General features: G+C 72.4%; 21 protein-coding genes and 1 rRNA gene. 6 read left to right on the top strand and 16 right to left on the bottom strand.

The genetic code is table 11. From position 1 onward, the window contains the following. Positions 1–167: 167 nt before the first annotated feature. The 3 genes from ACIBR0_RS27350 to ACIBR0_RS27340 are packed head-to-tail and all read right to left on the bottom strand — an operon-like array spanning position 168 to position 2,132. Positions 168–851, bottom strand: a complete 684-nt coding sequence (locus tag ACIBR0_RS27350) for a DUF3618 domain-containing protein (RefSeq protein ID WP_357036889.1) — start codon at positions 849–851, stop codon at positions 168–170. Further along, positions 848–1,300, bottom strand: a complete 453-nt coding sequence (locus tag ACIBR0_RS27345) for a phage holin family protein (RefSeq protein ID WP_396720376.1) — start codon at positions 1,298–1,300, stop codon at positions 848–850. Before ACIBR0_RS27345 ends, ACIBR0_RS27350 begins: the two co-directional genes overlap by 4 nt. A 31-nt stretch (positions 1,301–1,331) precedes the next feature. Continuing rightward, positions 1,332–2,132, bottom strand: coding sequence for a hypothetical protein (locus tag ACIBR0_RS27340; RefSeq protein ID WP_396720374.1), 801 nt, complete (start codon positions 2,130–2,132; stop codon positions 1,332–1,334). A gap of 225 nt (positions 2,133–2,357) precedes the next feature. On the opposite strand from ACIBR0_RS27340, the gene ACIBR0_RS27335 reads away from it, so the two are divergent. Then, positions 2,358–2,834 (top strand): DUF4383 domain-containing protein, encoded by a 477-nt coding sequence (locus ACIBR0_RS27335; protein WP_396720372.1) that lies wholly within the window; start codon positions 2,358–2,360, stop codon positions 2,832–2,834. Between the two features lie 67 nt (positions 2,835–2,901). Further along, positions 2,902–3,561, top strand: coding sequence for a DUF6766 family protein (locus ACIBR0_RS27330; RefSeq protein WP_357036877.1), 660 nt, complete (start codon positions 2,902–2,904; stop codon positions 3,559–3,561). 218 nt (positions 3,562–3,779) lie between these two features. Here the strand turns inward: ACIBR0_RS27330 and obgE are convergent, their stop codons facing one another. The 6 genes from obgE to ACIBR0_RS27300 form a co-directional block, all read right to left on the bottom strand. After that, positions 3,780–5,261: a GTPase ObgE gene (gene obgE, locus ACIBR0_RS27325; protein WP_396720369.1), complete on the bottom strand. Its 1,482-nt coding sequence runs from the start codon at positions 5,259–5,261 to the stop codon at positions 3,780–3,782. A 92-nt stretch (positions 5,262–5,353) separates the two neighbouring features. Then, a complete protein-coding gene (rpmA, locus tag ACIBR0_RS27320; RefSeq protein WP_091072397.1) occupies positions 5,354–5,608 on the bottom strand; it encodes a 50S ribosomal protein L27 in 255 nt (84 codons plus the stop codon). 11 nt (positions 5,609–5,619) lie between these two features. Then, entirely contained in the window at positions 5,620–5,934 is a 315-nt protein-coding gene (rplU, locus tag ACIBR0_RS27315; protein ID WP_067312477.1) for a 50S ribosomal protein L21, read from the bottom strand. A gap of 266 nt (positions 5,935–6,200) precedes the next feature. Further along, a complete protein-coding gene (locus ACIBR0_RS27310) occupies positions 6,201–9,374 on the bottom strand; it encodes an Rne/Rng family ribonuclease (RefSeq protein WP_396720366.1) in 3,174 nt (1,057 codons plus the stop codon). A 131-nt stretch (positions 9,375–9,505) separates the two neighbouring features. Beyond that, entirely contained in the window at positions 9,506–10,225 is a 720-nt protein-coding gene (locus tag ACIBR0_RS27305) for a TIGR03936 family radical SAM-associated protein (RefSeq protein ID WP_396720424.1), read from the bottom strand. 195 nt (positions 10,226–10,420) lie between these two features. Continuing rightward, positions 10,421–12,412 (bottom strand): TIGR03960 family B12-binding radical SAM protein, encoded by a 1,992-nt coding sequence (locus ACIBR0_RS27300; RefSeq protein WP_396720364.1) that lies wholly within the window; start codon positions 12,410–12,412, stop codon positions 10,421–10,423. A gap of 128 nt (positions 12,413–12,540) precedes the next feature. Here ACIBR0_RS27300 and ACIBR0_RS27295 point away from each other — a divergent pair, with 128 nt between their 5' ends. Continuing rightward, positions 12,541–13,926 carry a hypothetical protein gene (locus tag ACIBR0_RS27295; RefSeq protein ID WP_396720362.1) on the top strand — a complete coding sequence of 462 codons (1,386 nt, stop codon included), beginning with the start codon at positions 12,541–12,543 and terminating at the stop codon, positions 13,924–13,926. Between the two features lie 36 nt (positions 13,927–13,962). Here ACIBR0_RS27295 and ACIBR0_RS27290 read toward each other — a convergent pair whose 3' ends face one another. Both ACIBR0_RS27290 and ileS read right to left on the bottom strand, forming a co-directional pair. Beyond that, positions 13,963–14,661, bottom strand: coding sequence for a lysophospholipid acyltransferase family protein (locus ACIBR0_RS27290; RefSeq protein ID WP_396720360.1), 699 nt, complete (start codon positions 14,659–14,661; stop codon positions 13,963–13,965). A gap of 90 nt (positions 14,662–14,751) precedes the next feature. Next, complete coding sequence (ileS, locus tag ACIBR0_RS27285) at positions 14,752–17,898, bottom strand: isoleucine--tRNA ligase (protein ID WP_396720358.1); 3,147 nt, start codon at positions 17,896–17,898, stop codon at positions 14,752–14,754. Between the two features lie 444 nt (positions 17,899–18,342). Here ileS and ACIBR0_RS27280 point away from each other — a divergent pair, with 444 nt between their 5' ends. Continuing rightward, entirely contained in the window at positions 18,343–18,783 is a 441-nt protein-coding gene (locus ACIBR0_RS27280; RefSeq protein ID WP_396720356.1) for a carboxymuconolactone decarboxylase family protein, read from the top strand. A gap of 66 nt (positions 18,784–18,849) precedes the next feature. Here the strand turns inward: ACIBR0_RS27280 and ndk are convergent, their stop codons facing one another. After that, positions 18,850–19,275, bottom strand: coding sequence for a nucleoside-diphosphate kinase (gene ndk / locus ACIBR0_RS27275; protein WP_357033083.1), 426 nt, complete (start codon positions 19,273–19,275; stop codon positions 18,850–18,852). A gap of 141 nt (positions 19,276–19,416) precedes the next feature. Between ndk and ACIBR0_RS27270 the strand changes: the two genes are divergently transcribed. Continuing rightward, positions 19,417–20,964 (top strand): VOC family protein, encoded by a 1,548-nt coding sequence (locus ACIBR0_RS27270; RefSeq protein ID WP_396720353.1) that lies wholly within the window; start codon positions 19,417–19,419, stop codon positions 20,962–20,964. A 52-nt stretch (positions 20,965–21,016) separates the two neighbouring features. Here the strand turns inward: ACIBR0_RS27270 and ACIBR0_RS27265 are convergent, their stop codons facing one another. Genes ACIBR0_RS27265 through ACIBR0_RS27255 form a run of 3 tightly spaced genes read right to left on the bottom strand, consistent with a single transcriptional unit; the run spans position 21,017 to position 25,382 of the window. Further along, positions 21,017–21,436: a DUF4233 domain-containing protein gene (locus tag ACIBR0_RS27265; RefSeq protein WP_357033077.1), complete on the bottom strand. Its 420-nt coding sequence runs from the start codon at positions 21,434–21,436 to the stop codon at positions 21,017–21,019. Next, complete coding sequence (locus ACIBR0_RS27260; protein WP_396720351.1) at positions 21,433–22,767, bottom strand: bifunctional folylpolyglutamate synthase/dihydrofolate synthase; 1,335 nt, start codon at positions 22,765–22,767, stop codon at positions 21,433–21,435. Before ACIBR0_RS27260 ends, ACIBR0_RS27265 begins: the two co-directional genes overlap by 4 nt. Further along, positions 22,764–25,382: a valine--tRNA ligase gene (locus ACIBR0_RS27255; protein WP_396720349.1), complete on the bottom strand. Its 2,619-nt coding sequence runs from the start codon at positions 25,380–25,382 to the stop codon at positions 22,764–22,766. Before ACIBR0_RS27255 ends, ACIBR0_RS27260 begins: the two co-directional genes overlap by 4 nt. 69 nt (positions 25,383–25,451) lie before the next feature. Here ACIBR0_RS27255 and ACIBR0_RS27250 point away from each other — a divergent pair, with 69 nt between their 5' ends. Next, a complete protein-coding gene (locus ACIBR0_RS27250) occupies positions 25,452–26,135 on the top strand; it encodes a hypothetical protein (RefSeq protein ID WP_396720346.1) in 684 nt (227 codons plus the stop codon). 94 nt (positions 26,136–26,229) lie between these two features. Here the strand turns inward: ACIBR0_RS27250 and rrf are convergent. Continuing rightward, positions 26,230–26,318 (bottom strand): 5S ribosomal RNA (gene rrf, locus ACIBR0_RS27245); the annotation flags it as partial.

Raw genomic sequence — 26,318 nt, 5'->3', positions numbered from 1 at the left:
TCTTAACGCCTCGCGTAGAGGAAGGGCCCCTTCTTAACACCGCCGCGCACCGCCGCGCACCGCCGCGCACCGCCGCGCACCCGCGCGCACCGCACACGACAGCTCACGGCCACTCCCCGGAACGCTCCGGATAGTGGCCGCGAGCTGCGGCGTACGGTGCACCTCGGTCAGTACCGCACCTGGTCGCGGGACTGCTGCGCCTGGTCCTTGACGTCCTGGGCGGCCGACTTCGAGTCGTGCTTGACCGCCTGCGCGGCGTCCTGCGCGGTCGACTTCACCGACTGGGCGGCGTTCTGCGCCGGCTCGCGCAGCTCTTCCTTGATCTCGGTGGCGACCTCGCCCAGCTTCTCCTTCACCACGCCGGTGTGCTCGCTGGCCTTCTCCTTGACCTGGGTGGCGACCTGCTGCTCACGGCGGGTGGCCGGGATCAGCGAGGACGCCAGCCAGCCGACGCCGAAGGCGATGAGACCGGCGGCGAGGGGGTTGCCCTCGGACTTCTGGCGGATGACGTGCGGGGCGCTGTGCGCGGCGTCGCTCACCGTCGACGCGGCCGACTGCGCCTTGTCGCTCACCGTCGACGCGGCGGAGTGCGCCTTGTCGCTCACCGTGGAGGCCGCCGAGGAGGCGTGCCCGCCCGCCGCGTGGGCGCCGTGCTGGGTGCTGTGGCCGAGGTCCGACGCGGTTCCCATTACCTTGTCCCTCACATTCTGCAGCGCGCCACGGACCCGCTGCTTGCGGTCGTCGACGATGCGGGCGGGGCTGACCTTGTACGCCAGCGCGTCCACATCAGAGCTCAGGTTGTTCCGGGTGTATTCGATCTCCCGGCGGATCTGGTCCGGGTCGGTGCTCATCGGGTGACCTCCTGCGGGTGGGGCTTGAGCGCGTCGGGGATACGCTGCACGCTCTCGTTGGTCTTCTTGAGGCCGCGCACCTTCTCGGCGTTCTTCCTGGCCATGGAGTAGAGGACGGCCGCGATGACGCCCCAGATGGCGGCGACGATCAGCGCCGCCCAGCCGGCGTCCATCACGTTGGACAGGCCGGCCCAGAGGGCGAGCGACAGGAACAGGGCCACCATGTAGCCGCCGAAGCCGGCGCCACCGAAGAACCCGGCGGCCTTGCCTGCCTTCTTGCCCTCCTCGCGGATCTCCGCCTTGGCCAGTTCGACCTCCTGCCGCATCAGCGTGGACAGGTCGGTCGTGACGGAGCGCATCAGCTCACCGATGGAGCTGTTGCGCACCTCGTCCGCGTCGTGCGGGTGGTACCCGGGGTCCGCTCCGAACCCCTGCGTCGGCATGCTCACGCCGCCGCCTCCCTTCGGGTGATTCGGTCGCTCACGGACGGGTGGTTCCGCTGGACGGCACGCCCGGCAGCGGGTCGGTCTGGCTCACCGGCGGCAGTGGCTGGCCGGTGCCCCCGGCCGGGTCCGCGTAGCTGGTGGTCGTCTGCGGGTCCGGGTAGGCGGCACCCTGGCCGGAGTAGCCCGGCGTCGGCTCGGCGTACGTGCCGGGGGTCGGGTCGAGGTAGCCGCCGGCCGGCATCGTGCGCTGCACGGGCGGCGGGGTCGGGATGACGGCGGTCCGCTCCGGGTCGTAGCCGGCACCCGAGCCGTACGCGTGCTGGCCGGAGTCGTTGGTCGCGGCGATGTTCTTCGTCAGCCGACCGGCGAGCACACCGAGCACGGCGGCGCCGACAAGGAAGGTGCCGGGGTTGCGGCGGGCGTAGTCGCGTACCTCGTTGACGAGGTCGCCGGGCTCGCGCTCCTCCAGCCAGCCGGCCACGCCGTGCACGCGCTCGGCGGCCTGGTGGGCGAGTTCCGCCACCGGGCCGGACTGGCCGCTGCTCTGCGCCATCGAGCGCATCTCGTCGGCCAGCGACCGGAGCCCACCGGCGGCGCGCCGCTGCTGCTCACCGGTCTGGCTGGCGAGCTGGGTGCGGGCCTCGCCGTAGAGGTTGCGCGCCTGGCGCCTGGTCTCGCCGACCACCTCGCGGCCCTGCTCCTTGGCCGTCCCGGCGACGGCGCCACCGGCCTGCTTGGCCTCCGAACCGACCTGACGGGCCTGGTCGCGGACGTTACCGCCGTTGGTCGACTCCTGCCCGTACGTGGAAGACGTGGGTGACAGATCGTAAGTCATGATTTCCCTTCCGCTCGGATAGTCGTCGCGGTTGTGCTGGGGGTTTACGGCGGCGATTCCGCTGCCGTCGTTATTCACCTACCCTGCGTTCCGGCTTCCATACCTGATCCGCCATTTCTCTGCGACGCCGTCGGTCGCGACTGGACAATGGAGGATCGTCGCCGTCGGTGACGGACGGTGCACGCCGCGGGGCGGGGGTTCCGCGGCTCCACGGAGGTGACGTCGATGGCACGCAGAGCACGGGACGGCCGGGGCCCGAGGCAGAAGGTGCAGTTGGCCGCGCTGGCGACGGCCGCGGCCTTCCTGCTGATCGGGGTGCTCGGGTTCGTCCCCGGCATCACCACCGGGTACGACGGCATGGACTTCGCCGGTCACCACTCGGAGGCGAAGCTGCTCGGCCTGTTCCAGGTGTCGATCCTGCACAACCTCCTGCACCTGGGGTTCGGCCTGGCCGGTCTGGTGCTGGCGCGCAGCGTCGGCGGGTCCCGGCTCTTCCTGGCCGGCGGCGGCGCCCTCTACCTGGGACTGTGGCTGTACGGCCTGGCCATCGACCGGGAGAGCGCGGCGAACGTCATCCCGGTCAACAACGCCGACAACTGGCTGCACCTGTTCCTCGGCTTCGGCATGCTCGCGCTCGGGCTGCTGCTCTCCAACCGGGCGGGCACCGGTGGCCGGCTCGACACCCCCTTCGACCGCCCCTGACCGGGTTTGCCAGCGGACGACCCAGGGCACCAGCGGAGCGTCACCGACCCTCGACGAGGAGGTCGCCATGCCGCGCTGGCTGCGGAACAACGCCCTCGCCCTGACGATGTTCGGCGCCTTCGCGGTGTTCCTGGTCCTCCAGAGCTTCTTCGGCTGGCGGACCAACAACGAGGAACTGGCCGAGTTCGGCGCCGCGCCGATCAGTTGGTTCGCGTACCTGGGCAGCGGGCACTTCGCCGAGGCGGTCTTCGAGAACTGGGAGTCGGAGTTCCTCCAGATGGGCGGCTACGTGCTGCTGACCGCGTACCTGGTGCAGCGGGGTTCGGCCGAGTCCAAGCCGGTCGAGCAGACCGACCGGCCGGAGGACGACGAGCGCCGGGCGACGCCGGAGTCCCCGTGGCCGGTCCGCGCCGGCGGCCTGCCGCTCGTGGTCTACCGGAACAGCCTCTCGATCGCGCTGCTGCTGATCTTCGCCGGCTCGTTCCTCGGCCACCTGCTCGGCGGGACCGCCGAGTACAACGCGCAGCAGGCGCTGCAGAGCGGCGCCCCGCCGGTCAGCGTGTGGCAGTTCCTCGGGACCAACGAGTTCTGGTTCCAGTCGATGCAGAACTGGCAGAGCGAGTTCCTCGCCGTCGGCACGCTGATCGTCCTGAGCATCTTCCTGCGCCAGCACGCCTCGCCCGAGTCGAAGCCGGTCACCGTGTCCCACACCCACACCGGCGACTGACGCGGGACCGTCCGGCGCCGGCCGCCGTCAGGCGGCGACCGGCAGCCGCTTGGCGAAACAGCGGGTGTACGCGCCGACGGCGTGCCCGCCACAGCCCCGGACCGGCTCGTATCCGCAGGCGGTCCAGAAGCCGGTCGCCCCGCCCGGCGACGACCCCCTAGAGGCGGTGCCTTTCGCGGAGGTTTCCGGCAGTCGTCCCGGCCACGGAGCGTGTCGTGCTATTCGTCGTCGTCCCGGTCGGCGTCGTACGCGTCGTACCCGTCCTGGACGGCGGTGCCGGCCTCGATCTCGTCCTCCGGGCGCTGCCGACGGGCCTTGCGGGCAGCCAGCCGCTCGGCGGCCCGGGCGCGGCTCGACGTCTCCTCCAGCCGGACGTCCGTGCCCCGGTTGCCGGGGACGAACTCGGCGCCGGCGTAGAGGGTGGGCTGCCAGTCGAACTCGCGCTCCCCGATCCGCACCAGGTCGCCGGGTTCGGCGCCGGCCTTGCCGAGCTTCTCCTCGACGCCCAGCCGGGCCAGCCGGTCGGCGAGGAAGCCGATCGCCTCGTCGTTGTCGAAGTTGGTCTGCCGCACCCACCGCTCCGGGCGGACGCCCTTGACCACCCAGGCACCGTCCTCGGCGGCTTCGATGGTGAACCCGGCGTCGTCGACCGCCTGCGGCCGGATCACGATGCGGGTCGGCTCGGCCGGCGGCGCGGCGCTCCGCGACTGCTCCACCAACTCGGCCATCGCGTACGTCAGTTCCTTGAGCCCCTCGCGGGTGGCGGCGGAGACCTCGAACACGCGCAGGCCGCGCTCCTCCAGGTCGGGGCGGACGATCTCGGCCAGGTCCCGACCGTCCGGCACGTCGACCTTGTTCAGGGCGACCATCCGGGGCCGGTCGGCCAGCCCCCCGTACGCCTCCAGCTCCGCCTCGATCGTGTCGATGTCGGCGACCGGGTCGCGGCCCGGCTCCAGCGTGGCGGTGTCGATCACGTGCACCAGCACCGAGCAGCGCTCGATGTGCCGGAGGAACTCCAGGCCGAGTCCCTTGCCGGTGGCCGCGCCCGGGATGAGGCCGGGCACGTCGGCGACGGTGAAGGTGTGGTTGTCCACCCGGACCACGCCCAGGTTCGGCACCAGGGTGGTGAACGGGTAGTCGGCGATCTTCGGCTTGGCCGCGGAGAGCACCGAGATCAGCGACGACTTGCCGGCCGACGGGAAGCCGACCAGGCCCACGTCGGCGACGCTCTTCAGCTCCAGCACCACGTCGAGGTGGTCGCCGGGCTCGCCCAGCTCGGCGAAGCCGGGCGCCTTGCGGCGGGCGTTGGCCAGCGACGCGTTGCCGCGGCCACCGCGCCCGCCCCGGGCCACCTCGTAGGTCGTGCCGGCGCCGACCATGTCGGCCAGCACGGTGCCGTCCAGGGCGTGCACGACGGTGCCGTTGGGGACCTTGAGCACGAGGTCCCGGCCGTTGGCGCCGTCCCGGTTCGAGCCGGCGCCGCCCTTGCCGTTATCGGCCTTCACGTGCGGGCGGAAGTGGAAGTCGAGCAGGGTGGTGACCTGCGGGTCGACGACCAGCGACACACTGCCCCCGTGCCCGCCGTTCCCGCCGTCGGGTCCACCGAAGGGCTTGAACTTCTCCCGGTGGATCGAGACACAACCGTGCCCGCCATCGCCGGCCTGCAGGTGCAGGACGACCCGGTCAACGAACGTCGCCACGGGCGTCAATCCTTCCAGCGAGGTCACGTCCCCGCACGAGAAAAGGCGAAGCGGGCCGGGACACGAGGTCCGCGGCCCGCTTAGCCGGAAAACTACTGCTGCGGCACGATGCTGACGGTCTTGCGACCGCGCTTGGTGCCGAACTGGACCGAGCCGGCGGACAGCGCGAACAGCGTGTCGTCGCCGCCACGGCCGACCAGGTCACCGGGGTGGAACTTGGTGCCACGCTGACGGATGAGGATCTCACCCGCGCTGACGACCTGACCACCGAAGCGCTTCACGCCGAGTCGCTGGGCCGCGGAGTCACGACCGTTACGCGAGCTGGACGCACCCTTTTTGTGAGCCATTGGAGGACGACCTACTTCCCGCTGGAGATGCCGGTCACCTTGACCTGGGTCAACGGCTGGCGGTGACCCTGGCGCTTGTGGTAGCCGGTCTTGTTCTTGAACTTGTGGATCCGGATCTTCGGGCCCTTGGTGTGCGCGGCGATCTCGCCGGACACCGCGACCTTGGCAAGCTTCGCCGCGTCGGTCACCAGGTCGTCACCGTCGACGAGGAGCACCGCGGTGAGCTTCACCGCGTCACCGGGGGCACCGGTGAGCTTCTCGACCTCGATCACGTCGCCCTCGGCGACCTTGTACTGCTTGCCGCCGGTCTTGACGATCGCGTACATCGGAGGCGGACTCCCTGTCGTTGAGGCTGCTGGCGTCTGTTCCCACCGTTGCCGGTCGGTCGTTCCCACGGCGGCTCGCCGGGTAGCAGAAGCACGGCGGCGCGGGCACGCGGGAACTCGGCACACCAAAAGTGCGCCGCCGGCAAGAGTACGCCATCGCAGGCCGGACACCCAAACCGACCCCTCCGCACACCCCCCGACGGGTACGACGGAGCCCCTCCACCGGCGATCCGGTGCAGGGGCTCGGTCGATGCTCGGTCAGCGCGTCACGGGCGCGTACGGCGGCGTGCCCCACCCCGACGGGACCGGCGGCGGCCCGTGCCACCCTCGGTCTCCTCGGCGTCGTCGTCGGAGATCGCATCCGGGTCGTCCGCCGCGGCCAGTCGGGCCGACTCGCCCGTCTGGGCGTCGCTGACAGCAGGGGCGGCCGGGGTGTCGGCCTCGTAACGGGACAGGTCGTAGCCCATCGTGTCGTGGTAGTCAGCCTCCACGACGGCGGCGGCACCCGCGCTGTCGGTCTCGGTGACCTCGGCCACGGTCCGCTCGGCCGGTACGCCCTTGCGCGCCCGGCGCCGGGACGAGACCGGCTGCTCGGCCGCCGGAGCCGCCGGAGTGGCCGGAGCGGCCGTGGCCACGGCCTTGACCTTCTCCCCCGCACCACCGGCGCGCGGCTTCTCCGGCACCGGCTCGGTGTGGATGACCAGGCCCCGGCCCTTGCAGCACTCGCAGGGCTCGCTGAACGCCTCCAACAGGCCGGCGCCGATCCGCTTCCGGGTCATCTGCACCAGGCCCAGCGAGGTGATCTCGGTGACCTGGTGCTTGGTGCGGTCCCGGCCCAGGCACTCGGTCAGCCGGCGCAGCACCAGCTCGCGGTTGGACTCCAGGACCATGTCGATGAAGTCGATCACCACGATGCCACCGATGTCGCGCAGCCGCAGCTGACGGACGATCTCCTCGGCCGCCTCCAGGTTGTTCCGGGTCACCGTCTCCTCGAGGTTGCCCCCGGAGCCGGTGTACTTGCCGGTGTTGACGTCGACGACGGTCATCGCCTCGGTCCGGTCGATCACCAGCGAACCACCGGAGGGGAGGAAGACCTTGCGGTCCAGCCCCTTGATGATCTGCTCGTCGATCCGGTACTCGGCGAACACGTCGGTGGTGCCGACGTGCCGGCGCAGCCGGGCGACCAGGTCCGGCGAGACGTGCGACAGGTACGACTCGACCATGTCGTACGACTGCTCGCCCTCGATGATCAGCTCACGGAAGTCCTCGTTGAAGAGGTCCCGGACCACCCGGATGACCAGGTCCGGCTCCTCGTAGAGCAGCACCGGGGCACCGCCCTCGGCGGCCTTGGCCTGGATGTCCTCCCACTGGGCCTGGAGCCGCTTGACGTCGCGGGCCAACTCGTCCTCGGTGGCGCCCTCGGCGGCGGTCCGGACGATCACGCCCGCGCCGTCCGGAACGAGCTTCTTCAGCACGTCCCGCAGCCGCTTGCGCTCGTTGTCCGGCAGCTTCCGGCTGATGCCGGAGGCGTTGCCGTTGGGCACGTAGACGAGGTGCCGGCCGGAGAGCGCGATGTGGCTGGTCAGCCGCGCGCCCTTGTGCCCGATCGGGTCCTTGGTGACCTGCACCAGCACCGAGTCGCCGGACTTGAGGGCCTGCTCGATCGAGCGCGCCCGGCCCTCCAGGCCGCTGGTGTCCCAGTTGACCTCGCCCGCGTACAGGACGGCGTTGCGACCGCGCCCGACGTCGACGAAGGCCGCCTCCATGCTCGGCAGGACGTTCTGCACCTTGCCGAGGTAGACGTTGCCCGCCATCGTGCCGGAGGAGTTCCGGGTGACGTAGTGCTCGACCAGCACACCGTCCTCCAGGACGGCGATCTGCGTGCGGTCGCCGCGCTGACGGACGGCCATCACCCGGTCGACCGCCTCCCGGCGGGCCAGGAACTCGGACTCGCTGAGGATCGGCGGACGGGTACGACGCTGCTCCCGGCCGTCCCGGCGGCGCTGACGCTTGGCCTCCAGCCGGGTCGAGCCGGAGACGCCCTGCACCTCGTCGACGGTCTTGCGGGGCTCCCGGATCTTGACGACGGTGGGCACGCCGTCGTCGGCACCGCCCTCGACGTCACCGGCACCCCGACGGCGACGGCGGCGACGGCGACGGGTCATCCCGTCGCCCTCGCCCTCGCTCTCGGCCTCCTCGTCCTCGGCCTCGGCCTCTTCGTCCTCGGCCTGCGCGGCCTCCTCGGACTCCTCGTCCTCGGTGTCGTCCGCGCCACCCTTGCCACGGCCACGGCCACGACGACCACGACGACGCCGGCGGCGGGCCGCCGCGCTCTCGTCCTCGTCCTCGTCGCCGGCCTCCTCCTCGGCCTCCTCGGTGGGCTCCTCCTCGGCCTCGACGGGCTCCACCGCCTCGACCTGCTCGGCCTCGCGGCGACCCCGCCGGCGGCGGCGCGACGGCTCGGCCGGCTCCTCCTCGGCGGGCTCCTCGGCGACGGCCGGCGCCGGGGCGGCGGCCCGCACGACCGGCACGTCCTCCGGCTGCGGTGCCATGAACAGCACGGTGGGCGCGGACAGCGCCGCCCGGCGGCGGCGGGTGCGTGGCTCGGGCTCGGCGGCCGGCGTCTCCGCGGCGGGCTCGCCGGTCGGCGCGGACACCGCGACACCCGGCGGCACCTCCCCGGAGCGGCTCTCGGTCCCGCTCAACGCGGCCGGCTGCGCGGCCGCGGCGTCCTCGGCGACGGGCCGGGCCGCGGCGGCGGCGGCATCCACGACGGCCTGCGCGGCGGCGCCGAAGGCGGTGCCGGCCTCGGGCTCCTCGGGCTCCTCCGGCGTGGTCTCCGCGACTTCGCCGCCCACGGCGGGCGCGGTCGGCTCGGGGATCCCGGCCACCTCGGCCGGGGTCTCCGCGGCCGGGTCGGCCGCCGCGGGGGCGGCCTTGCGGCGGCGGGTACGCGTCACCTTGACCGGCGGTACGACGTCCTCGGTGGCCGCCTCGACACCGTCGGCGACGACCGGCTCCTCGGCGGCGGCCTTCGCGGTGGTGGCCTTGCGGCGGCGGCGCGGGGTCTTGGCGGCGGGGTCGAGGTCTGCGGTCACCGGGGCGAGGACCTCCGCCTGCGGGGACTCACCGCTGCCCTGCGCGGCGGCGCTCGCCTCGACCGGCGCCTCGACCGGCGCCTCGGTCTGCTCCGGCTGGTTCAGCGGGGCGGCCTTGCGGCGGCTGACCCGCCGCCGGGCGGGCGCCTTGGGCTCCCCCAGGTCGGCGGTGCCGCTGCCGGCGGCCTCGCTCGGTGCGGGTCCGGCCACGTCGCCGGTCGCCGCACCTGGCGAGGTACCGCCGGCGGAGGACTGCTCCGACGACGCGTTGTGCTGTTCAGCGGTGTCGCCGGCCGGCTGGGAACCGGTGCGTTCGCCGCCCTCGGGCTCGTTCTCGAGCATGGACGTTCTCCAGTTCTGGCTGCCCCGGGCGCGTGTGAGCGCTGCCACGCAGGGTCGCCGCAAAAGTGTTTCCGCCGGTCGCGCTGGTCGCACGACCGCCGAAGTCTGCCTGCCCGAACACTGACCGACGGTCAGCGTTCGCCGATGGATGCCCCGTCGCGGTCCGCGTCCAACGGATCCGTGATCGCGCCCTGCGCGGTCAGCGTGCCCTGCGCCAGCCGGATCACCTTCGGGGAGACCGGCGGCTCCAGGTCGGCCACCACGCGGAGGCCGGAAAGGACGTCATCGGGTCGCACGGACGGGGTGACCTGCCGCACGACCAGTTCGAGTATCGCACACGGCACGGCCGCGACCTCGGAAGGCGTCTCCGTCGGCGATACGACATCGATGGAGATGACCGCCGAACGGGCGTCGAAGGTGCGTCGCCCCTGCTTGGTCATGCGCTCGACGAGGACCTCGTCGGCGGCCGTGAAGGCGGAAACCGCCCGTTGTGCGACACCGGGGTCGACCTCGGGCAACTCGATGCGCCAGTGCGAGGCCTCGATCCGGTCGGCCAGGCTGCCGCCACCGGCCACCACCGCGTCCAAGACGTCGAGCCCGGGCGACAGGGCGGCGTCGAGAGCCGCGCGCAGCTGCTCCGGGTCGACCTCCTCGCGCAGGCCGATCTCCAGGTACTCGGCCTCGCTGGCCACGCCGGTGGGGGCGGCGCTGGCGTACGAGATCTTCGGGTGCGGGGTGAAGCCCTGGGAGAAGGCGATCGGGACGCCGGCCCGGCGCAGCGCCCGCTCGAAGGCGCGGGCGAAGTCCCGGTGCGAGGTGAACCGCAGCGGCCCGCGCTTGGCGTACCGGATCCGGACGCGCTGGACGACCGGCGCCTGCCCGCCCTCGGGCTGTGGTCTCTTACTGATCGTCGTGCTCCTCGGTGTCAGAACCGGTTGATCATGAAGTTGTTGTCGGCGACACGCCGTGCCGGAGACAATAGCTTCATGATCACCGGGCGGAGCGGGCGGCGCGCGGGAGACGCACGGCGCACCCGCTCCGAACGGTCACTGCTGGGCGCCGGTCGGGAGCTTGAGGCCGCCGCCGTTGATCGGGGTCAGCGGCAGGAGCTTCCTGCCGGTGGGACCGATCTGGATCTCGGTGTCCATCGACGGGCAGACGCCGCAGTCGAAGCACGGGGTCCACCGGCAGTCGTCCTGCTCGTACTCCGACAGCGAGTCCTGCCAGTCCTGCCAGAGCCAGTCCTTGTCCAGGCCCGAGTCCAGGTGGTCCCACGGCAGGACCTCCAGCTCGTCGCGCTCCCGGGTGGTGTACCAGTCGAGGTCCACCCCGAAGGTCGGCAGGACCTCGTCGGCGGCCTGCACCCAGCGCTGGTACGAGAAGTGCTCGCTCCAGCCGTCGAACCGGCCGCCGTTCTCCCACACCCTGCGGATCACCGCGCCGACCCGGCGGTCACCACGGGAGAGCAGGCCCTCGATCAGCGACGGCTCGCCGTCGTGGTAGCGGAAGCCGATCGCCCGACCCAGCGAACGGTCGGAGTTGATGGCCTGCTTGAGCATCTTCAGCCGGCCGTCGATGACCTCCGGCCGCTCCATCGACGCCCACTGGAACGGGGTGTGCGGCTTCGGCACGAAACCGCCGATGGAGACGGTGCAGCGGATGTCCTTGGAGCCGGTGGCGGCGCGACCGGCGCGGATGACCTCGTGCGCCATGTCCGCGATCTCGAGGACGTCCTCGTCGGTCTCCGTGGGCAGGCCGCACATGAAGTACAGCTTCACCTGCCGCCAGCCGTTGGTGTACGCGGTGACCACGGTGCGGATGAGGTCATCCTTCGACACCATCTTGTTGATCACCTTGCGGATCCGCTCCGACCCGCCCTCGGGGGCGAACGTCAGACCGGTACGCCGACCGTTGCGCGACAACTCCTGCGCGAGGTCGATGTTGAACGCGTCCACCCGGGTCGACGGCAGCGAGAGCGACACGTTCGTGCCCTCGTACTGCTGGGCGAGGCCCGAGCACATGTCACCGATCTCGGAGTGGTCGGCCGACGACAGCGACAGCAGGCCCACCTCGTGGAAGCCGGAGAACTCCAGCCCCTCCTTCACCATCTGGCCGACGGTGGTGATCGAACGCTCCCGCACCGGGCGGGTGATCATGCCGGCCTGACAGAAGCGGCAGCCCCGGGTGCAGCCCCGGAAGATCTCCACCGCGTACCGCTCGTGCACGGTCTCGGCCAGCGGGACCAGCGGCTTCTTCGGGTACGGCCAGGCGTCCAGGTCCATCGTCGTGCGCTTGTGCACCCGGAACGGCACGTCCGCCCGGTTCGGCACGACCCGCTGGATCCGGCCGTCGGGCAGGTAGTCCACGTCGTAGAAGCGCGGCACGTACACGCTCTCGGTGCGGGCCAGCCGCAGCAGCAGCTCGTCCCGACCACCGGGCGAGCCCTCGGCCTTCCACTCCCGGACGATCGCGGTGATCTCCAGGACCGCCTCCTCGCCGTCGCCGAGCACGGCGGCGTCGACGAAGTCGGCGATCGGCTCCGGGTTGAACGCGGCGTGCCCGCCGGCCACGATCACCGGGTCGTCGTCGGTGCGGTCGGCCGCCAGCATCGGGATGCCGGCCAGGTCGATCGCGGTGAGCAGGTTGGTGTAACCCAGCTCGGTGGAGAAGGACACGCCGAACACGTCGAAGGCGCGGACGGCGCGGTGCGCGTCGACGGTGAACTGCGGCACGGCGTGGGAGCGCATCAGCGCCTCCAGGTCCGGCCAGACCGCGTACGTGCGCTCGGCCAGCACGTCGGGCAGCTCGTTGAGGACCTCGTAGAGGATCTGCACGCCCTGGTTGGGCAGGCCCACCTCGTACGCGTCGGGGTACATCAGCGCCCACCGGACGGTCGCCGCGTCCCAGTCCTTGACCACCGCACCCAGCTCGCCACCGACGTACTGGATGGGCTTGGTCACCTGGGGCAGCAGCGGCTCCAGCTGTGGCCACACGGAATGGGCCGCGGTCGGGCGCGGCGTGGTCGACGGGACGCTCATGAAGCCCAAGGGTACGCGGCCTGCCGCCGGTGACGGCGCGCACGCCACCGGCCGGCCGCACCAGCGGATTCGTCGGGGGTGGCGCGCCGGTACTAACCTCGCAACGGGCGCGAGAGGAGATTGCCGCGATGCCGCAGCCGCAGCCGGGTGCAGACCGGCCGGCCGACGGGGACACCCCGGACCCGCACCGGGACCGGGATCCGGCGGTCACCGAGGAGGCCACGCCCTCCCCCGTACCGTCGGGTGACGAGCCCCGCACGGGCCCGGAGGGCACCCGTGAGCTGGACACCGACGAGCCGGAGGCGGCCGGGCGGCCCACCGACGGCCCGCACGGCACGCGGGCGCTGCCGGCCGACGAGCCGGAGCCCGCCGCCGAACCGGCCGTGGGCCCGCAGGGCACCCGCGCATTGCCGGCCGACGAGCCGGAGCCCGCCGGTCAGCGGTCCGACGAGCAGCCGCCGGAGCCGCCCGCGCCCAAGTGGAGCGGGTCCGCCGCCGTGCCGCCCCCGCCGCCGCGCAAGCGTGGCTGGGGCGAGTCGGCCGAGCCCACCCCGGCGCCTCCGTCTCCGCTGCCCGAGCACCAGGCGCCGGTGGATCCCTGGGCGGGTGCCGACACCGGGGGCTGGGAGCTGCCCTCGGCGGAGATGCCCCACCTCCCGCCGACCCTGCCCTACCCGGCGCCGCCGACGACCCGCCCGTACTCCGGGCCGCCCGCACCGCCCGCGATGCCGTACCAGGTGTCTCCGCCTCCGGTCGCGTACCCGGCGCCGCCGCAGCCGGTCGGGTACCCCGCGCCGCCCGCGTATCCGCAGCCGGCGCCGCGCCCGGCCCCCACGCCGCTGGCACCGGCCCTGCCGCCCGCGCGTCCCAAGCAGAAGAAGAAGGGCCGGGGTGCGCCGCCGCCGACGGCGCCGCCGCCCGGCTGGCAGGCCCCCAAGGGGTACGTCCCGGTGCCCGTGCGCCGGCGCCGCCGCTGGCCCTGGCTGCTACTGCTCACCCTGGCGTGCTGCTGCGGCTGCCCGGCCTGGTTCGGCGTGCCGATGGCGACCCAGTACCCGGCGACGGCCGCGCTGCCGGCCCAGGTGGCCGACCTGCGGCTCCGCGAGGACAGCCGCAGCACGCAGACCGCCAGGGAACTGGAGGCGCAGGTACGCGCGGCGCACTGGCTCGCCGAGGACACCTTCGCCGGCGTCTACACCACCCCGACCGGCAAGCGGGTGACCGTCTTCGGCGGCACCGGTTTCCGGTTCGCCCCGGAGTCGGACGCGGACGCCGAGATCAGCCGGCTGCGCGAGGAGTACGCGCTGGGCGACGCGCAGGTGATCGACACCGACGTACGCGGCCGGCACGAGCGCTGCGCGGTGGGCCGGTCCAACGGCGCCGACGTGGTGGTCTGCACCTCGGTCGACCACGGCAGCATCGCCACCGCGGTCTTCACCCGGCTCTCGCTGGACGACAGCGCGGCCCTGCTCGACGAGCTCCGGACCCAGATCGTCACACCACAGCAGAGCTGAACGCCCATCGGCGAAGGATGTGGCGGCGCCGCCGGGTCAGACCGCCCCGGGCTCGCCGGCCAGCGGCGGGTGGGCGCGCGGCGGGGCGTAGCGGGGCACGTACTCCTGGCCGGTGAGCTTCTGGATCTCACCCATCAGCTCGTCGGTCATCTCCCGCAGCGAGGTGCGGTCGTCGGAGCGGCCGGTGAAGTCCAGGGGCTTGCCGAACCGAATGGTGATCTTGGCGGTGCCGGGCCGGGGGAAGCGGGCGCCGATCGGCTGGGCCTTGTCGGTGCCGATCATGCCGACGGGAATGACCGGGACACCCGCGGCGAGGGCCAGCCGGGCGGCGCCGGTGCGGCCGCGGTAGAGCCGCCCGTCGGGCGACCGGGTCCCCTCCGGGTAGATGGCGACCAGGTCCCCACCCCTGAGCGCGGGGATCGCCGCGTCGAACGCGGACAGCGCCGCCCGCCCGCCGGCGCGCTCGACCGGGATGGCGCCGAGGCCGTTGAACACGAACCGCTGGAACGCGCCCTTCACCCCGGTGCCCTTGTAGTAGTCGGACTTCGCCCAGAACGCCAGGTGCCGGGGAACCGCGGTGCCGAGGAACAGCTCGTCGGCGACCGACAGGTGGTTGCCGGCGAAGATCGCGCCGCCGGTCTCCGGGATGTGCTCCAACCCCTCCACGGTCGGTCGGAACGCCAACCGCAGCGCGGGCGCCACGGTGAGCTTGCCGATGGTGTAGAGCAGCGGCACTGGTCCTCCGGCAGATGTGTGCTGAACAGGCGGTGTCACCGTAGCGGACGACCGCCCGCCACCCCGACCGAGGTGGCGGGCGGTCCACCCCTAGCGGCGGCGGACGGAGACCGTCACGCGGTCGCCCTCGCCGACCTCGCCGGTGAAGCCCTCCACCTCGTCGGCGAAGTCCACCGAGTCGGCGAGCACCTCCCGGGCGACGAAGTCGATGAAGCCGGCAACCGCGGCCCGGACCTCCTCGGAGGCGCCGACCAGCACCACGATCCGGTCCGACACGTCCAGGTCGGCGTCCCGGCGGGCCTGCTGCACCACCCGGACGACGTCCCGGGCCAGCCCCTCGGCGGCCAGTTCCGGGGTGACCTCGGTGTCCAGCACGACCACGCCCTCCCCGCCGGGCAGCGGGGCGGAGTGCTCGGCGTCGGCCGCGACCAGGCGCAGCTCGTACTCACCCTCGGCGAGCGTCACCCCGGCGGCGACCGGGGCGCCGTCGTGAAGCTCCCACTCTCCCGCCTTGACCGCCTTGATGACCTGCTGCACCGCCTTGCCGACCCGCGGGCCGAGCGCCCGGGGCACCACGGTCAGCACCTGCTGGCAGTAGTCGGCCACCGCGTCGGTGAACTCCACCGCCTTGACGTTGACCTCGTCGGCGACCAGGTCGCCGAACGGCCGGAGCTGCGCCGCCACCGGCGACGCCACGGTGAGCCTCGACAGGGGCAGCCGCACCCGCAGGCCCTTCGCCTTGCGCAGCGACAGCGCCGCCGAGCAGACCTCGCGGGTGGCGTCCATGGCCGCGACCAGGTCGTGGTCGGCCGGGAACTCCTCGGCGGACGGCCAGTCGGTCAGGTGCACCGACCGCTCGCCGGTCAGGCCACGCCAGATCTCCTCCGCCGTCAGCGGCGCCAGCGGCGCCACCACCCGGCAGAGCGTCTCCAACACCGTCGACAGGGTGTCGAAGGCGTCGGCGTCGCCGGACCAGAACCGGTCCCTCGAGCGGCGCACGTACCAGTTGGTCAGCGCGTCCAGGTAGGACCGGACGGTGGCGCAGGCGCCGGAGATGTCGTACGCGTCCATCTGCGCGCCGACCGTCTCCACCAGTTCCCGCGTCTTGGCCAGCACGTACCGGTCGAGCAGGTGCGTGGAGTCGGTACGACGGCGGGCGGTGTAGGAGTCGGCGTTGGCGTAGAGCGAGAAGAAGTACCAGACGTTCCACAGCGGCAGCAGCACCTGCCGGACGGCGTCCCGGATGCCCGCCTCGGTGACGGCCATGTCCCCGCCCCGCAGCACCGGCGAGGACATCAGCATCCAGCGCATCGCGTCGGAGCCGTACGCGTCGAACACGTGGTACACGTCCGGGTAGTTGCGCAGGCTCTTGGACATCTTGCGCCCGTCGGAGCCGAGCAGGATGCCGTGGCTGAGGCAGTTGCGGAACGCCGGCCGGTCGAACAGCGCGGTGGCCAGCACGTGCATCGTGTAGAACCAGCCGCGGGTCTGTCCGATGTACTCGACGATGAAGTCACCCGGGTAGTGGTGCTCGAACCAGTCGGCGTTCTCGAACGGGTAGTGCACCTGGGCGAACGGCATCGAGCCCGACTCGAACCAGCAGTCCAGCACCTCCGGCACGCGGCGCATCATCGAGCGCCCGGTGGGGTCGTCCGGGTTGGGCCGGACCAGGTCGTCCACCGCCGGCCGGTGCAGGTCGGTCAGGCGTACGCCGAAGTCCCGCTCGATGTCGGCCAGCGAGCCGTACACGTCGACGCGCGGGTACGTCGGGTCGTCGGACTTCCACACCGGGATCGGCGAGCCCCAGAACCGGTTCCGGCTGATCGACCAGTCGCGGGCGTTGGCCAGCCACTTGCCGAACGAGCCGTCCTTGATGTGGCCGGGCGTCCAGTTGATCTGCTGGTTCAGCTCGACCATCCGGTCCCGGAACTGCGTCACCGCGACGAACCACGACGACACCGCCTTGTAGACCAGCGGGGTGTCGCAGCGCCAGCAGTGCGGGTACGAGTGGGTGTAGGTGTCCTGCCGGAGCACCACCCCCCGATCCTTCAGCTCCCGGATCACCGGCTTGTTGACGTCGAAGACCTGCTCGCCCTGGTACGGCGGCACCAGCGCGGTGAACCGCGTGTGGTCGTCCACGGTGACGATCGTCGGGATGCCGGCGGCGTTGCAGACGTTCTGGTCGTCCTCACCGAACGCCGGGGCGAGGTGGACGATCCCGGTGCCGTCCTCGGTGGTCACGAAGTCCGCGCCGAGCACCTGGTAGGCGTTCTCGCCGGCCTGCTCGACGAGGAAGTCGAACAGCGGCGTGTAACGGCGTCCGGCCAGGTCGCGGCCGTACACGGTGCCGAGGAGCTCGTAGCCCTCCAGCTCCTTGGCGTACGCGGCCAGCCGCGCCGCGCCGACCACGTACCGCTGGCCCTCGCGCTCCAGCACCGCGTACTCGATGTCCGGACCGACGGCGAGCGCCAGGTTCGACGGCAGCGTCCACGGCGTGGTCGTCCAGACGCCGAGCCGGACCGGCCCGCGCACCAGCTCCGGGGCGGACTCGTCGGCGGTCAGCCCGAACCACACGGTCAACGTCGGGTCGTGCCGGTCCCGGTAGACGTCGTCCATCCGGGTCTCGGTGTTCGACAGCGGCGTCTCGCACCGCCAGCAGTACGCGAGCACCCGGAAGCCCTCGTAGACCAGGCCCTTGTCGTGCAGGGTCTTGAAGGCCCACATGACACTTTCCATGTAGTCCAGGTCGAGGGTCTTGTAGTCGTTGGCGAAGTCGACCCACCGGGCCTGCCGGTTGATGTACCGCTCCCAGTCGTGGGTGAACTCCAGCACCGAGGTGCGGCACGCCTCGTTGAACCGGGCCACGCCCAGGTCGAGGATCTCCGCCTTGCTGGTGATGCCGAGCTGCTTCTCGGCCACCACCTCGGCGGGCAGGCCGTGGCAGTCCCAGCCGAAGCGCCGCTCGACGTGCCGGCCGCGCATCGTCTGGTAGCGCGGCACCACGTCCTTGACGTACCCGGTGAACAGGTGGCCGTAGTGCGGCAGGCCGTTGGCGAACGGCGGGCCGTCGTAGAAGACGTACTCGTTCTCGCCGTTCCGGCCGGCCTCGCGGGCCTCGACGGAGGCCTCGAAGGTCTTGTCGGCCGTCCAGTGCTCCAGGACCCGGCGCTCGACCGCGGGCAGGTCCGGGCTCGCCGGGACACCGGCGACGGTCGGGTCGTGCAACGGATAGGCCATCGGGGGTCGCTCTCCTCAGCAGCAGCTCACTCATCGTGGTCTGCGAGGACGAGCCTTGACCGGTACGCCTCGACGGCGCGCCGGGCCGGGCCCGCGGTACCACCCCGCTTGGCGGTCAAGGTGCGACCGCCCGCTCGTTGGCCGGCTGTGACGGGCCGGTCCCGTCCGGTTCTACTCGGGCCCGGGGGCCCTTTCTTCCGGAGGCTCGCCGGTGATGGCCGGGTCGACGCCTGTGCGCCCAAGGGTACTCGACCAGCCCGCCGGTCCGCCGCCGAGTATCCGGGGCGAAGGAAGGGCCCCCGCTTAACGCCTCCGGTATAGGAAGGGCCCCCGGTTAACGCCGGTCTTCGAAGCCGAGTGAGCGGGGTCACCACGCCGGCCGGTCACGCCGGGTCGGGCTGGTCCGTCGAGTGGGTGTCACGCACACCGCACCAGGAGGTTGACATGCAGCGGATGGATCCGTCACAGGTGGCGCCGGAGGCGTACCAGGCGGTGCTGGGCATGGAGAAGTACGTCCGGCAGAACGTCGACCACACCGTGCTGGAGCTGGTGAAGCTCCGGGCGTCGATGCTCAACGGCTGCGCGTTCTGCGTGGACATGCACACGCGGGACGCGCTCGCGGCGGGTGAGTCGAGCCGCCGGCTCTTCGCGGTGGCTGCCTGGCGGGAGGCGCCCTTCTTCGACGAGCGGGAGCGCGCCGCGCTGGCGCTGACCGACGCGGTCACCCGGCTCGGCGACCACGGCGTACCGGACGACGTCTGGGACGTGGCGGCCAAGGTGTGGCCGGAGAAGGAACTGGCGGACCTGCTGATGGCGATCGCGACGATCAACGTGTGGAACCGGATCGCGATCACCTGCCGCACCAAGCTTCCGCCGGACGCCTGACCGACACGAGGCGGGAACGACGACGGCCGGCGCGCGGGCTCCGCGTACCGGCCGTGTCGTGTCTGCTCAGCCCAGCGCGGGGAACCAGAGCCCGATCTCGCGCTTGGCGCTGTCGGTGGAGTCGGAGGCGTGCACCAGGTTCTCCCGGTTGGACAGGGAGAGGTCGCCCCGGACGGTGCCGGCGGCGGCCTTGCGGCCGTCGGTGCTGCCGATCATGCCTCGGACCACCTCGATCACCTGGTCGCCGGAGAGCACCAGGGCGACCAGCGGCCCACCGGTCATGAACTCCTTCAGCGGCGGGTAGAACGGCTTGTCCACGTGCTCGGCGTAGTGCTGGTCGGCGAAGTCGCCGTCCAGCGTCCGCGTCTCCATCGCGTCGATCCGCAGCCCCTTGCGCTCGAAGCGGGAGATGATCTCGCCGACCAACCCGCGACGGACCGCGTCGGGCTTGATCAGTACGAGCGTGCGCTCGGCCGGGCTGGTGCTGGACACGCTGGGTTCCTCCTGTGCGCGGAAGCCGGTCGATCTGGGTACGGTCAGCCTAGCGACCCGGTCCCGGCGCCGGCGCGGCGGCCGGTCCTTCCCCCGGCCGCCGATCCGGCCTAGCCTGGCCCTGACCCCGGGAGGTCCACTGTGGCGAATGGCGGGAGCCGACCCATCGCACCGGTACGCAAGTTGATCGGCGCGGTCCTGGGCACCGTGGCCGTCTTCATGATCCTTTTCGGCCTCGGCATGCCGAGCTGGGCCATCGTCGCGCTCGGTGTCGCGTTGCTGGTGCTGTCGATCGCGCTGGCCACGGTGCGCGGGGGCGGTCGCACGTGGGTGGTCGGCGAGGGCCACGTGCACAGCGCCTCCGAGCCACCCACCCAGTACGCCTTCGGCCGCTGCGAGCTGCAACTGGTGATCGACGCACCCGGGCTGCCGCCCCGGTCGAAGAAGATCATCGAGCCCCGGGTGCCGGTCGCCAAGTGGCCGTCGCTGGGCCAGGCCCTGCCGATCCGGGTGGCCCTCGACGACCAGCGCCACGTGCGGGTCCTCTGGGACGAGGTGCCCACCCACGCGGAGACCGCCGCCGGCGTCGCCGACCTCCCCCCGGAGTACACGGGCGCGGAGCCGGTCGAAGAGGTGCTCATCGCGCAGGAGGCGCCGCCGTGGGCGGGCCGGGCGCCGGACGACGACTTCCGCGACCCGCTGGCTCCGGACCCCCTGGACGACCTGGGAGCCCCGCCCGAGGAGCGCGAGCCGGTGGTGCTGCACCAGCGCCCCGGCGAACCGGTGGTGCTGGAGGGCACGCTCGTCGAGCCGGGCGGTGGGCGCACGTTGCCGCGCCGGGCCACGCCGACGCCCCGGTCCCCCGCCGAGGAGCAGTTCGATCCCCCGCCCACCGCCGGCTTCGCGCCCTCGGGGCCGGCGGACCCGTACGGCGGGCCGGCGGACCCGTACGAAGGCCCGGCGGACCCGTTCGGGCCGGCGGCCGACCGGTACGACACGCCGCCGGGTGACCCGTTCGACAGCCCGACATCGGACGGCCCGTTCGATTCCACCGTGCCTGTGGAGACGATCGACGCGACGCCGAGCGCGGCACCGACCGCCGAACGCCGCTTCCGCGTGCCGGCACCGTCGGAGCCGCTCGACCCGTTCGACCCGTTCGACCCGCTCGACCCGCTGGACCTGCCGCTGGACGATCCCGCGACGGCGCGCGCCGAGCCGCCGGAGAGCGGAGTCGGCGCGGAGGACCTGGACGAGGCGATCTTCGGGCGGCAGCCCGGTGCGGGAGCCGACCCGGAGGGCGCCGGTGAGCCGGACTCACCGATCGCGGGTGTCGGCGTGACGCTGCTCGTCACCGACCTGACCCGCTCGCTGAGCTTCTACCGGGACCTGGGCTTCACCGAGGTGGACCGGGGCGCCGGCAACGCCGTCCTCGCCTCCGGAGCGACCCGGCTGGTGCTGCGTGAGGTCACCGAGGCGGTCCCGGTGAGCCGGCGGCTGGTGCACGTCAACCTCGAGGTGGACGACATCGAGGCCGCGTACGGCCGGCTGCGCGGCTCGGGCGTCCGCTTCACGTACGCCCCCCGGGTGGTGAACCGGGGCACGAAGCTGGAGGTCTGGGCGGCGGCCTTCCGCGACCCGGACGGCCACGGCATCGCCCTCACCCAGTGGCGGGAGCGCGCCGACGCCTGACGAGCGCCCGTTCGCGCCGCCGGAGCCGCTCGGGTCCGGCGGCGCGAACGGTTCAGCCCAGGATCACCCGGCGCACGTGCAGGGCGTACGCCCACACCAGGGCGAAGATGACGCCCAGGGCGAACAGCGACCAGTGCAGCAGGCCGGCCAGCAGGAGCAGGCCCTGCAGGACGGTGCCGGCGTTCCAGACCCACGGCCGCCGCATCGTCCCGGCCAGCAGCACCGCCGCCACCGCCAGGGCCACGACCACGCCGACGGCGGCGCCGCTCAGGTCGCCGCCGAGCACCCGGATCGGCTGGATCGCGAGCAGCAGCACCAGCGCCTCCAGCACCAGCGTGCCGGCGCCCAGCCCGCGTACCGCCCGCTCGGGGTCGCGCAGACCGGACCGCCGCTGCGGTCCGCCCGGCGTACCGGCGTCAGGTCCGCTCGTACGCTCGGTGCCGTCCGCCGGCTCCCGCTCCGGACCGGTCATTTCTTGAGCAGCCGGCGGGCGTCGGCCACGGTCACCACCGACCCGGTGACGATGACGCCGACCCCGGACAGCTCACCGGGAACGTCCTCCTCGGCCAGGGCGACCGCCGCCTCGATGGCGTCCGGCATCTCCTCGGCCACCTCGACCCGCTCGGGCCCGAACACCTCGGCGGCGAGGTCCGCCAGCTCCCCGGTCGGCATCGCGCGGGGTGAGCTGTTCCGGGTGACCACGATCTGGTCGACCACGGGTTCCAGCAGTTCCAGAAGGCTGGGCGCGTCCTTGTCGGCGAGCACCCCCACCACCGCGACGAGCTTGCTGAACGCGAACTCCTCCTGCAGGGCGGCGACCGTCGCGGCCATACCGTGCGGGTTGTGCGCCCCGTCGAGCAGGATCGTCGGCGCGGTCCGGACCTTCTCCAGCCGGCCCGGCGAGCTGGCCGCGGCGAAGCCCTCCCGCACCGTCTCCACGTCGAGCTGCCGCTTCGTGCCGGCCCCGAGGAACGCCTCCACCGCCGCGAGGGCGACCGCCGCGTTCTGCGCCTGGTGCGCGCCGTGCAGCGGTACGAAGATCTCCTCGTACACCCCGCCGAGCCCCTGGAGTGTGAGTACCTGCCCGCCGACGGCGACCGCGCGGCGCATGACCCCGAACTCGGAGCCCTCCCGGGCGATGGTGGCGCCCACCTCGGCACAGCGTTCCAGGATCGGCCGGGCCGCCTCGTCGTCCTGCGCGGCGGAGATGACGGTGGCGCCCTTGTGGATGATCCCCGACTTCGCCAGCGCGATGTCCTGGAGCGTGTCGCCCAGGAACTCGGTGTGGTCCAGGCCGATCGGGGTCAGCACCGCCACCCCGGCCTGGATGACGTTGGTGGCGTCCTCGGCGCCGCCGAGCCCCACCTCGACCACGGCCACGTCGACCGGCGCGTCGGCGAACGTCGCGAACGCCAGCGCCGTGGTCATGTCGAAGTACGTCAGCGGCTCGGCGGACCGCTCGTCCACCAGCGCGGCCAGCGGCGCGACCTCCCGGTACGTGGCGGTGAACCGCTCCTCGCCCACCGGCTCGCCGTCCAGGCTGATCCGCTCCCGGACGGTCTCCAGGTGCGGGCTGGTGTAGCGACCGGTGTGCAGCCCGAAGGCCCGCAGCAGCGAGTCGATCATCCGGGCGGTGGAGGTCTTGCCGTTGGTGCCGGTCAGGTGGATCGACGGGTACGCCCGCTGCGGGCTGCCCAACAGGTCGAGCAGGGACTCGATCCGGTCCAACTCGAAGACCATGCGGGTGAACCCCCGGCCGGCCAGCTCGGCCTCGACGGCGGCGAAATCGGTGCGGTCGGTCACGAGGGAAGCGCCTCCAGAGCGGCGTCGATGCGGGCGAGGTCGGCCTCGGCGGTGGCGAGCCGGTCCCGGATCTTGGCGACCACCGGCTCCGGTGCCTTGCCGACGAAGGCCGGGTTGTCGAGCTTCGCCCGGGCCTGCGCGGCCTCCTTCTCGGCCGCCGCGCGGTCCTTGGTGAGGCGGGCGCGCTCGGCGGCCACGTCGATCGAGCCCCGGGTGTCCAGGGCGACGGTGACGTCACCGGCGACGGCGAGGGTGGCGCTGGCCTGGAAGTCGTCCCCGGCCGCGTCCAGCCGGACCAACGACCGGATCAGCGGTTCGTGCGCGCCGATCCCCGCGCCGGTCAGCCCGCCCAGCCGGGCGGACACCCGCTGCGTGGGCCGCAGCCCCTGGTCGGAGCGGAACCGGCGGATCTCGGTGACGACCCGCTGCACGGTGCCCACCTCGGCCTCCGCGGCGTCGTCGACGAGCGTACGGTCGACGACCGGCCAGGCAGCCGTCATGATCGTCTCGCCGCCGGTGAGCGCGATCCACAGCTCCTCGGTGACGAACGGAATGACCGGGTGCAGCAGCCGCAGCAGCTGGTCCAGCACGTGACCGAGCACCCGGCGGGTGGCGTCGGCGGCGGGGCCGCCCTCGGCGAGCACCGGCTTGCTCAGCTCCACGTACCAGTCACAGACGTCGTCCCACGCGAAGTGGTAGAGCAGGTCGCAGACCTTCGCGAACTCGTACGCCTCGAACTGCTCGTCCACCTCGGCGGTGACGTGCGCCAGCCGGGACAGGATCCACCGGTCGACGGTCGACAGCTGGTCGGCGGCCGGCAATTCCCCCTCGGTGTGCGCGCCGTTCAGCAGCGCGAACCGGGTGGCGTTCCAGAGCTTGTTGCAGAAGTTGCGGGAGCCCTGGCACCACTCCTCGCTGACCGGCACGTCCCCGCCGGGGTTGGCGCCCCGGGCCAGCGTGAACCGGGTCGCATCGGCGCCGAAGCGGTCGATCCAGTCCAGCGGGTCGACGACGTTGCCGAACGACTTGGACATCTTCTTGCCGTGCTCGTCGCGGACCATCCCGTGCAGGGCGACCACGTCGAACGGCTGCTGCCCGTCCATCGCGTACAGGCCGAACATCATCATCCGGGCGACCCAGAAGAAGAGGATGTCGTAGCCGGTCACCAGCACGCTGGTCGGGTAGAACGTCGCCAGTTCCGGCGTGTGCTCCGGCCAGCCGAGGGTGGAGAACGGCCACAGGCCGCTGGAGAACCAGGTGTCGAGGACGTCCTCGTCCTGGTGCCAGCCCTCACCGGTCGGCGGCTGCTCGTCGGGGCCGACGCAGACGATCTCGCCGGCCGGGCCGTACCACACCGGGATGCGGTGGCCCCACCACAGCTGGCGCGAGATGCACCAGTCGTGCATGTTGTCGACCCAGGCGAAATAGCGCTTGGCAAGCTCCGCCGGCTCGATCGCGACCCGGCCGTCGCGCACCGCGTCGCCGGCGGCCTTCGCCAGGGGGGTGGTGTTCACGAACCACTGGAGCGACAGCCGCGGCTCCACGGTCGTCCGGCAGCGCGAGCAGTGCCCGACCGCGTGCACGTACGGCCGCTTCTCGGCCACGACCCGGCCCTGCTCCCGCAGCGCGGCGACGATCGCCGGGCGGGCCTCGAACCGGTCCAGGCCCTGGAACGGACCGTGCGCGGTGATCACGCCGCGCTCGTCCATGACGGTGAGCGAGGGCAGGTCGTGTCGCTGGCCGATCTCGAAGTCGTTCGGGTCGTGCGCCGGGGTCACCTTGACCATGCCGGTGCCGAACGTGGGGTCGACGTGCTCGTCGCCCACGATCGGGATGCGCCGCCCGGTCAGCGGCACCTCGACCTCGGTGCCGATGAGGTGCTTGTACCGCTCGTCGTCGGGGTGCACCGCCACGGCGGTGTCGCCGAGCATCGTCTCGGCCCGGGTGGTGGCGACCACGACGTCGTCGCTGTAGCGGATCGAGACGAGCTCGCCCTCGTCGTCGGTGTGCTCGACCTCGATGTCCGACAGCGCCGTCAGGCAGCGCGGGCACCAGTTGATGATCCGGTTCGCCCGGTAGATCAGCCCGTCGTCGTAGAGCTTCTTGAACATGGTCTGGACGGCCCGGGACAGGCCCTCGTCCATCGTGAAGCGCTCCCGCTCCCAGTCGACGGAGTCGCCCAGGCGCCGCATCTGGCCGAGGATCGCGCCGCCGGACTCGGCCTTCCACTGCCAGACCCGCTCGACGAACTTCTCCCGGCCGAGGTCGTGCCGGGACAGCCCCTGGCCGGCGAGCTGCCGCTCCACGACGTTCTGGGTGGCGATACCGGCGTGGTCCATGCCGGGCAGCCACAGCGCCTCGTAGCCCTGCATCCGCTTGCGCCGCACGAGGGCGTCCTGGACGGTGTGGTCGAGCGCGTGGCCCATGTGCAGCGAGCCGGTGACGTTCGGCGGCGGGATGACGATGGTGAACGGGGGCTTGTCGGTGTCCGCCGACGCCCGGAAGCGACCGTCGGCTACCCACTGCTCGTACCGTCGCTGCTCTACCTCGCCGGGCTGGTACTGGCCGGCAAGGGTCGGGGCGTCGGGGCGTCGGGCATCCAGTCTCTCGGTCACCCTGAAAGTCTACGGAGGGCTTCCCGGGACCCGACGTGCGCCACCTGTCATTCGCGTACGGTGTCGGCTATGTCCGACGCACATCTCACCGAGCGCCCGGTCGACGACGACCAGGATCCGATCGACCTGACCGATGAGCCGATCCGGCTGAGCAACCGGAACCCCGGAGCGGCCGAGGACGAACGGCCGAGCCGGTCACGACGTCGTCGGGTGGCCTGGGCGGCGGCCGCGTTGGTGGGCATCGTCGGCGCGGGCACGATCGGCGCCGCCGGGTGGCGGGTGGCTCAGCAGAAGGACGCGGAGATCGCCCAGCCGGAGCGCGCCGCGGGACTGACCCGGGACGACAGCGACCGGGCCCGCAGCACCGCCGACTACCTGCGCAGCGGCTTCGCCGCCGACATCGACCTGGACCGCAGCTTCGGCACCGTCTACCGCGATCCGGCCGACGCGCGCCGGTCGGTGCTCGTCTTCGGTGGCACGACCCTGCTGTGGCAGCCGGAGCGGGACCTGGACAGTCTCTTCGGCCTGATGGCGGACGAGACGGGCCGGGTCACCGCCCTGCGCGAGGTTCCCGCCGGCGAACTGGGTGGCGTGATGAAGTGCGGCACGACCAGCGGCGAGGGCGGCGACTTCGCCGTCTGTGGCTGGGCCGACCACGGCAGCGTCGTGATGGCCATGTTCCCCGGCCGCTCGGTCGACGAGGCCGGCGGCCTGCTGAGGACCATGCGGGAGCAGATGCAGTCCCGTCCCTGACGGCTCCGGGTGTACGTCGCCGCTGGCGCCCCGCGGAAAGGGTGGAAACGCGTTCAGGGCCACCCAAGAATGGGTGGCCCTGAACGGAAAGATTGTCCGGCGGTGTCCTACTCTCCCACACCCTCCCGGGTGCAGTACCATCGGCGCTGGAGGGCTTAGCTTCCGGGTTCGGAATGTGACCGG

This window comes from Micromonospora sp. NPDC049497, from assembly GCF_044465805.1.
Lineage (GTDB): Bacteria > Actinomycetota > Actinomycetes > Mycobacteriales > Micromonosporaceae > Micromonospora.
Note: the sequence above shows the minus strand (reverse complement) of the source record. Positions and strands in the feature narration are given on the sequence as shown.

Excerpts from the sequence above, each read along its gene's own strand:
- ACIBR0_RS27300 (WP_396720364.1), bottom strand. The coding sequence starts at position 12,412 with ATGAGCGTCCCGTCGACCACGCCGCGCCCGACCGCGGCCCATTCCGTG.
- ACIBR0_RS27280 (WP_396720356.1), top strand. The coding sequence starts at position 18,343 with ATGCAGCGGATGGATCCGTCACAGGTGGCGCCGGAGGCGTACCAGGCG.
- rpmA (WP_091072397.1), bottom strand. The coding sequence starts at position 5,608 with ATGGCTCACAAAAAGGGTGCGTCCAGCTCGCGTAACGGTCGTGACTCC.
- ACIBR0_RS27250 (WP_396720346.1), top strand. The coding sequence starts at position 25,452 with ATGTCCGACGCACATCTCACCGAGCGCCCGGTCGACGACGACCAGGAT.
- ileS (WP_396720358.1), bottom strand. The coding sequence starts at position 17,898 with ATGGCCTATCCGTTGCACGACCCGACCGTCGCCGGTGTCCCGGCGAGC.
- ACIBR0_RS27350 (WP_357036889.1), bottom strand. The coding sequence starts at position 851 with ATGAGCACCGACCCGGACCAGATCCGCCGGGAGATCGAATACACCCGG.
- ACIBR0_RS27340 (WP_396720374.1), bottom strand. The coding sequence starts at position 2,132 with ATGACTTACGATCTGTCACCCACGTCTTCCACGTACGGGCAGGAGTCG.
- ACIBR0_RS27330 (WP_357036877.1), top strand. The coding sequence starts at position 2,902 with ATGCCGCGCTGGCTGCGGAACAACGCCCTCGCCCTGACGATGTTCGGC.
- ACIBR0_RS27335 (WP_396720372.1), top strand. The coding sequence starts at position 2,358 with ATGGCACGCAGAGCACGGGACGGCCGGGGCCCGAGGCAGAAGGTGCAG.
- ACIBR0_RS27310 (WP_396720366.1), bottom strand. The coding sequence starts at position 9,374 with ATGCTCGAGAACGAGCCCGAGGGCGGCGAACGCACCGGTTCCCAGCCG.
- ACIBR0_RS27295 (WP_396720362.1), top strand. The coding sequence starts at position 12,541 with ATGCCGCAGCCGCAGCCGGGTGCAGACCGGCCGGCCGACGGGGACACC.
- ACIBR0_RS27265 (WP_357033077.1), bottom strand. The coding sequence starts at position 21,436 with ATGACCGGTCCGGAGCGGGAGCCGGCGGACGGCACCGAGCGTACGAGC.
- rplU (WP_067312477.1), bottom strand. The coding sequence starts at position 5,934 with ATGTACGCGATCGTCAAGACCGGCGGCAAGCAGTACAAGGTCGCCGAG.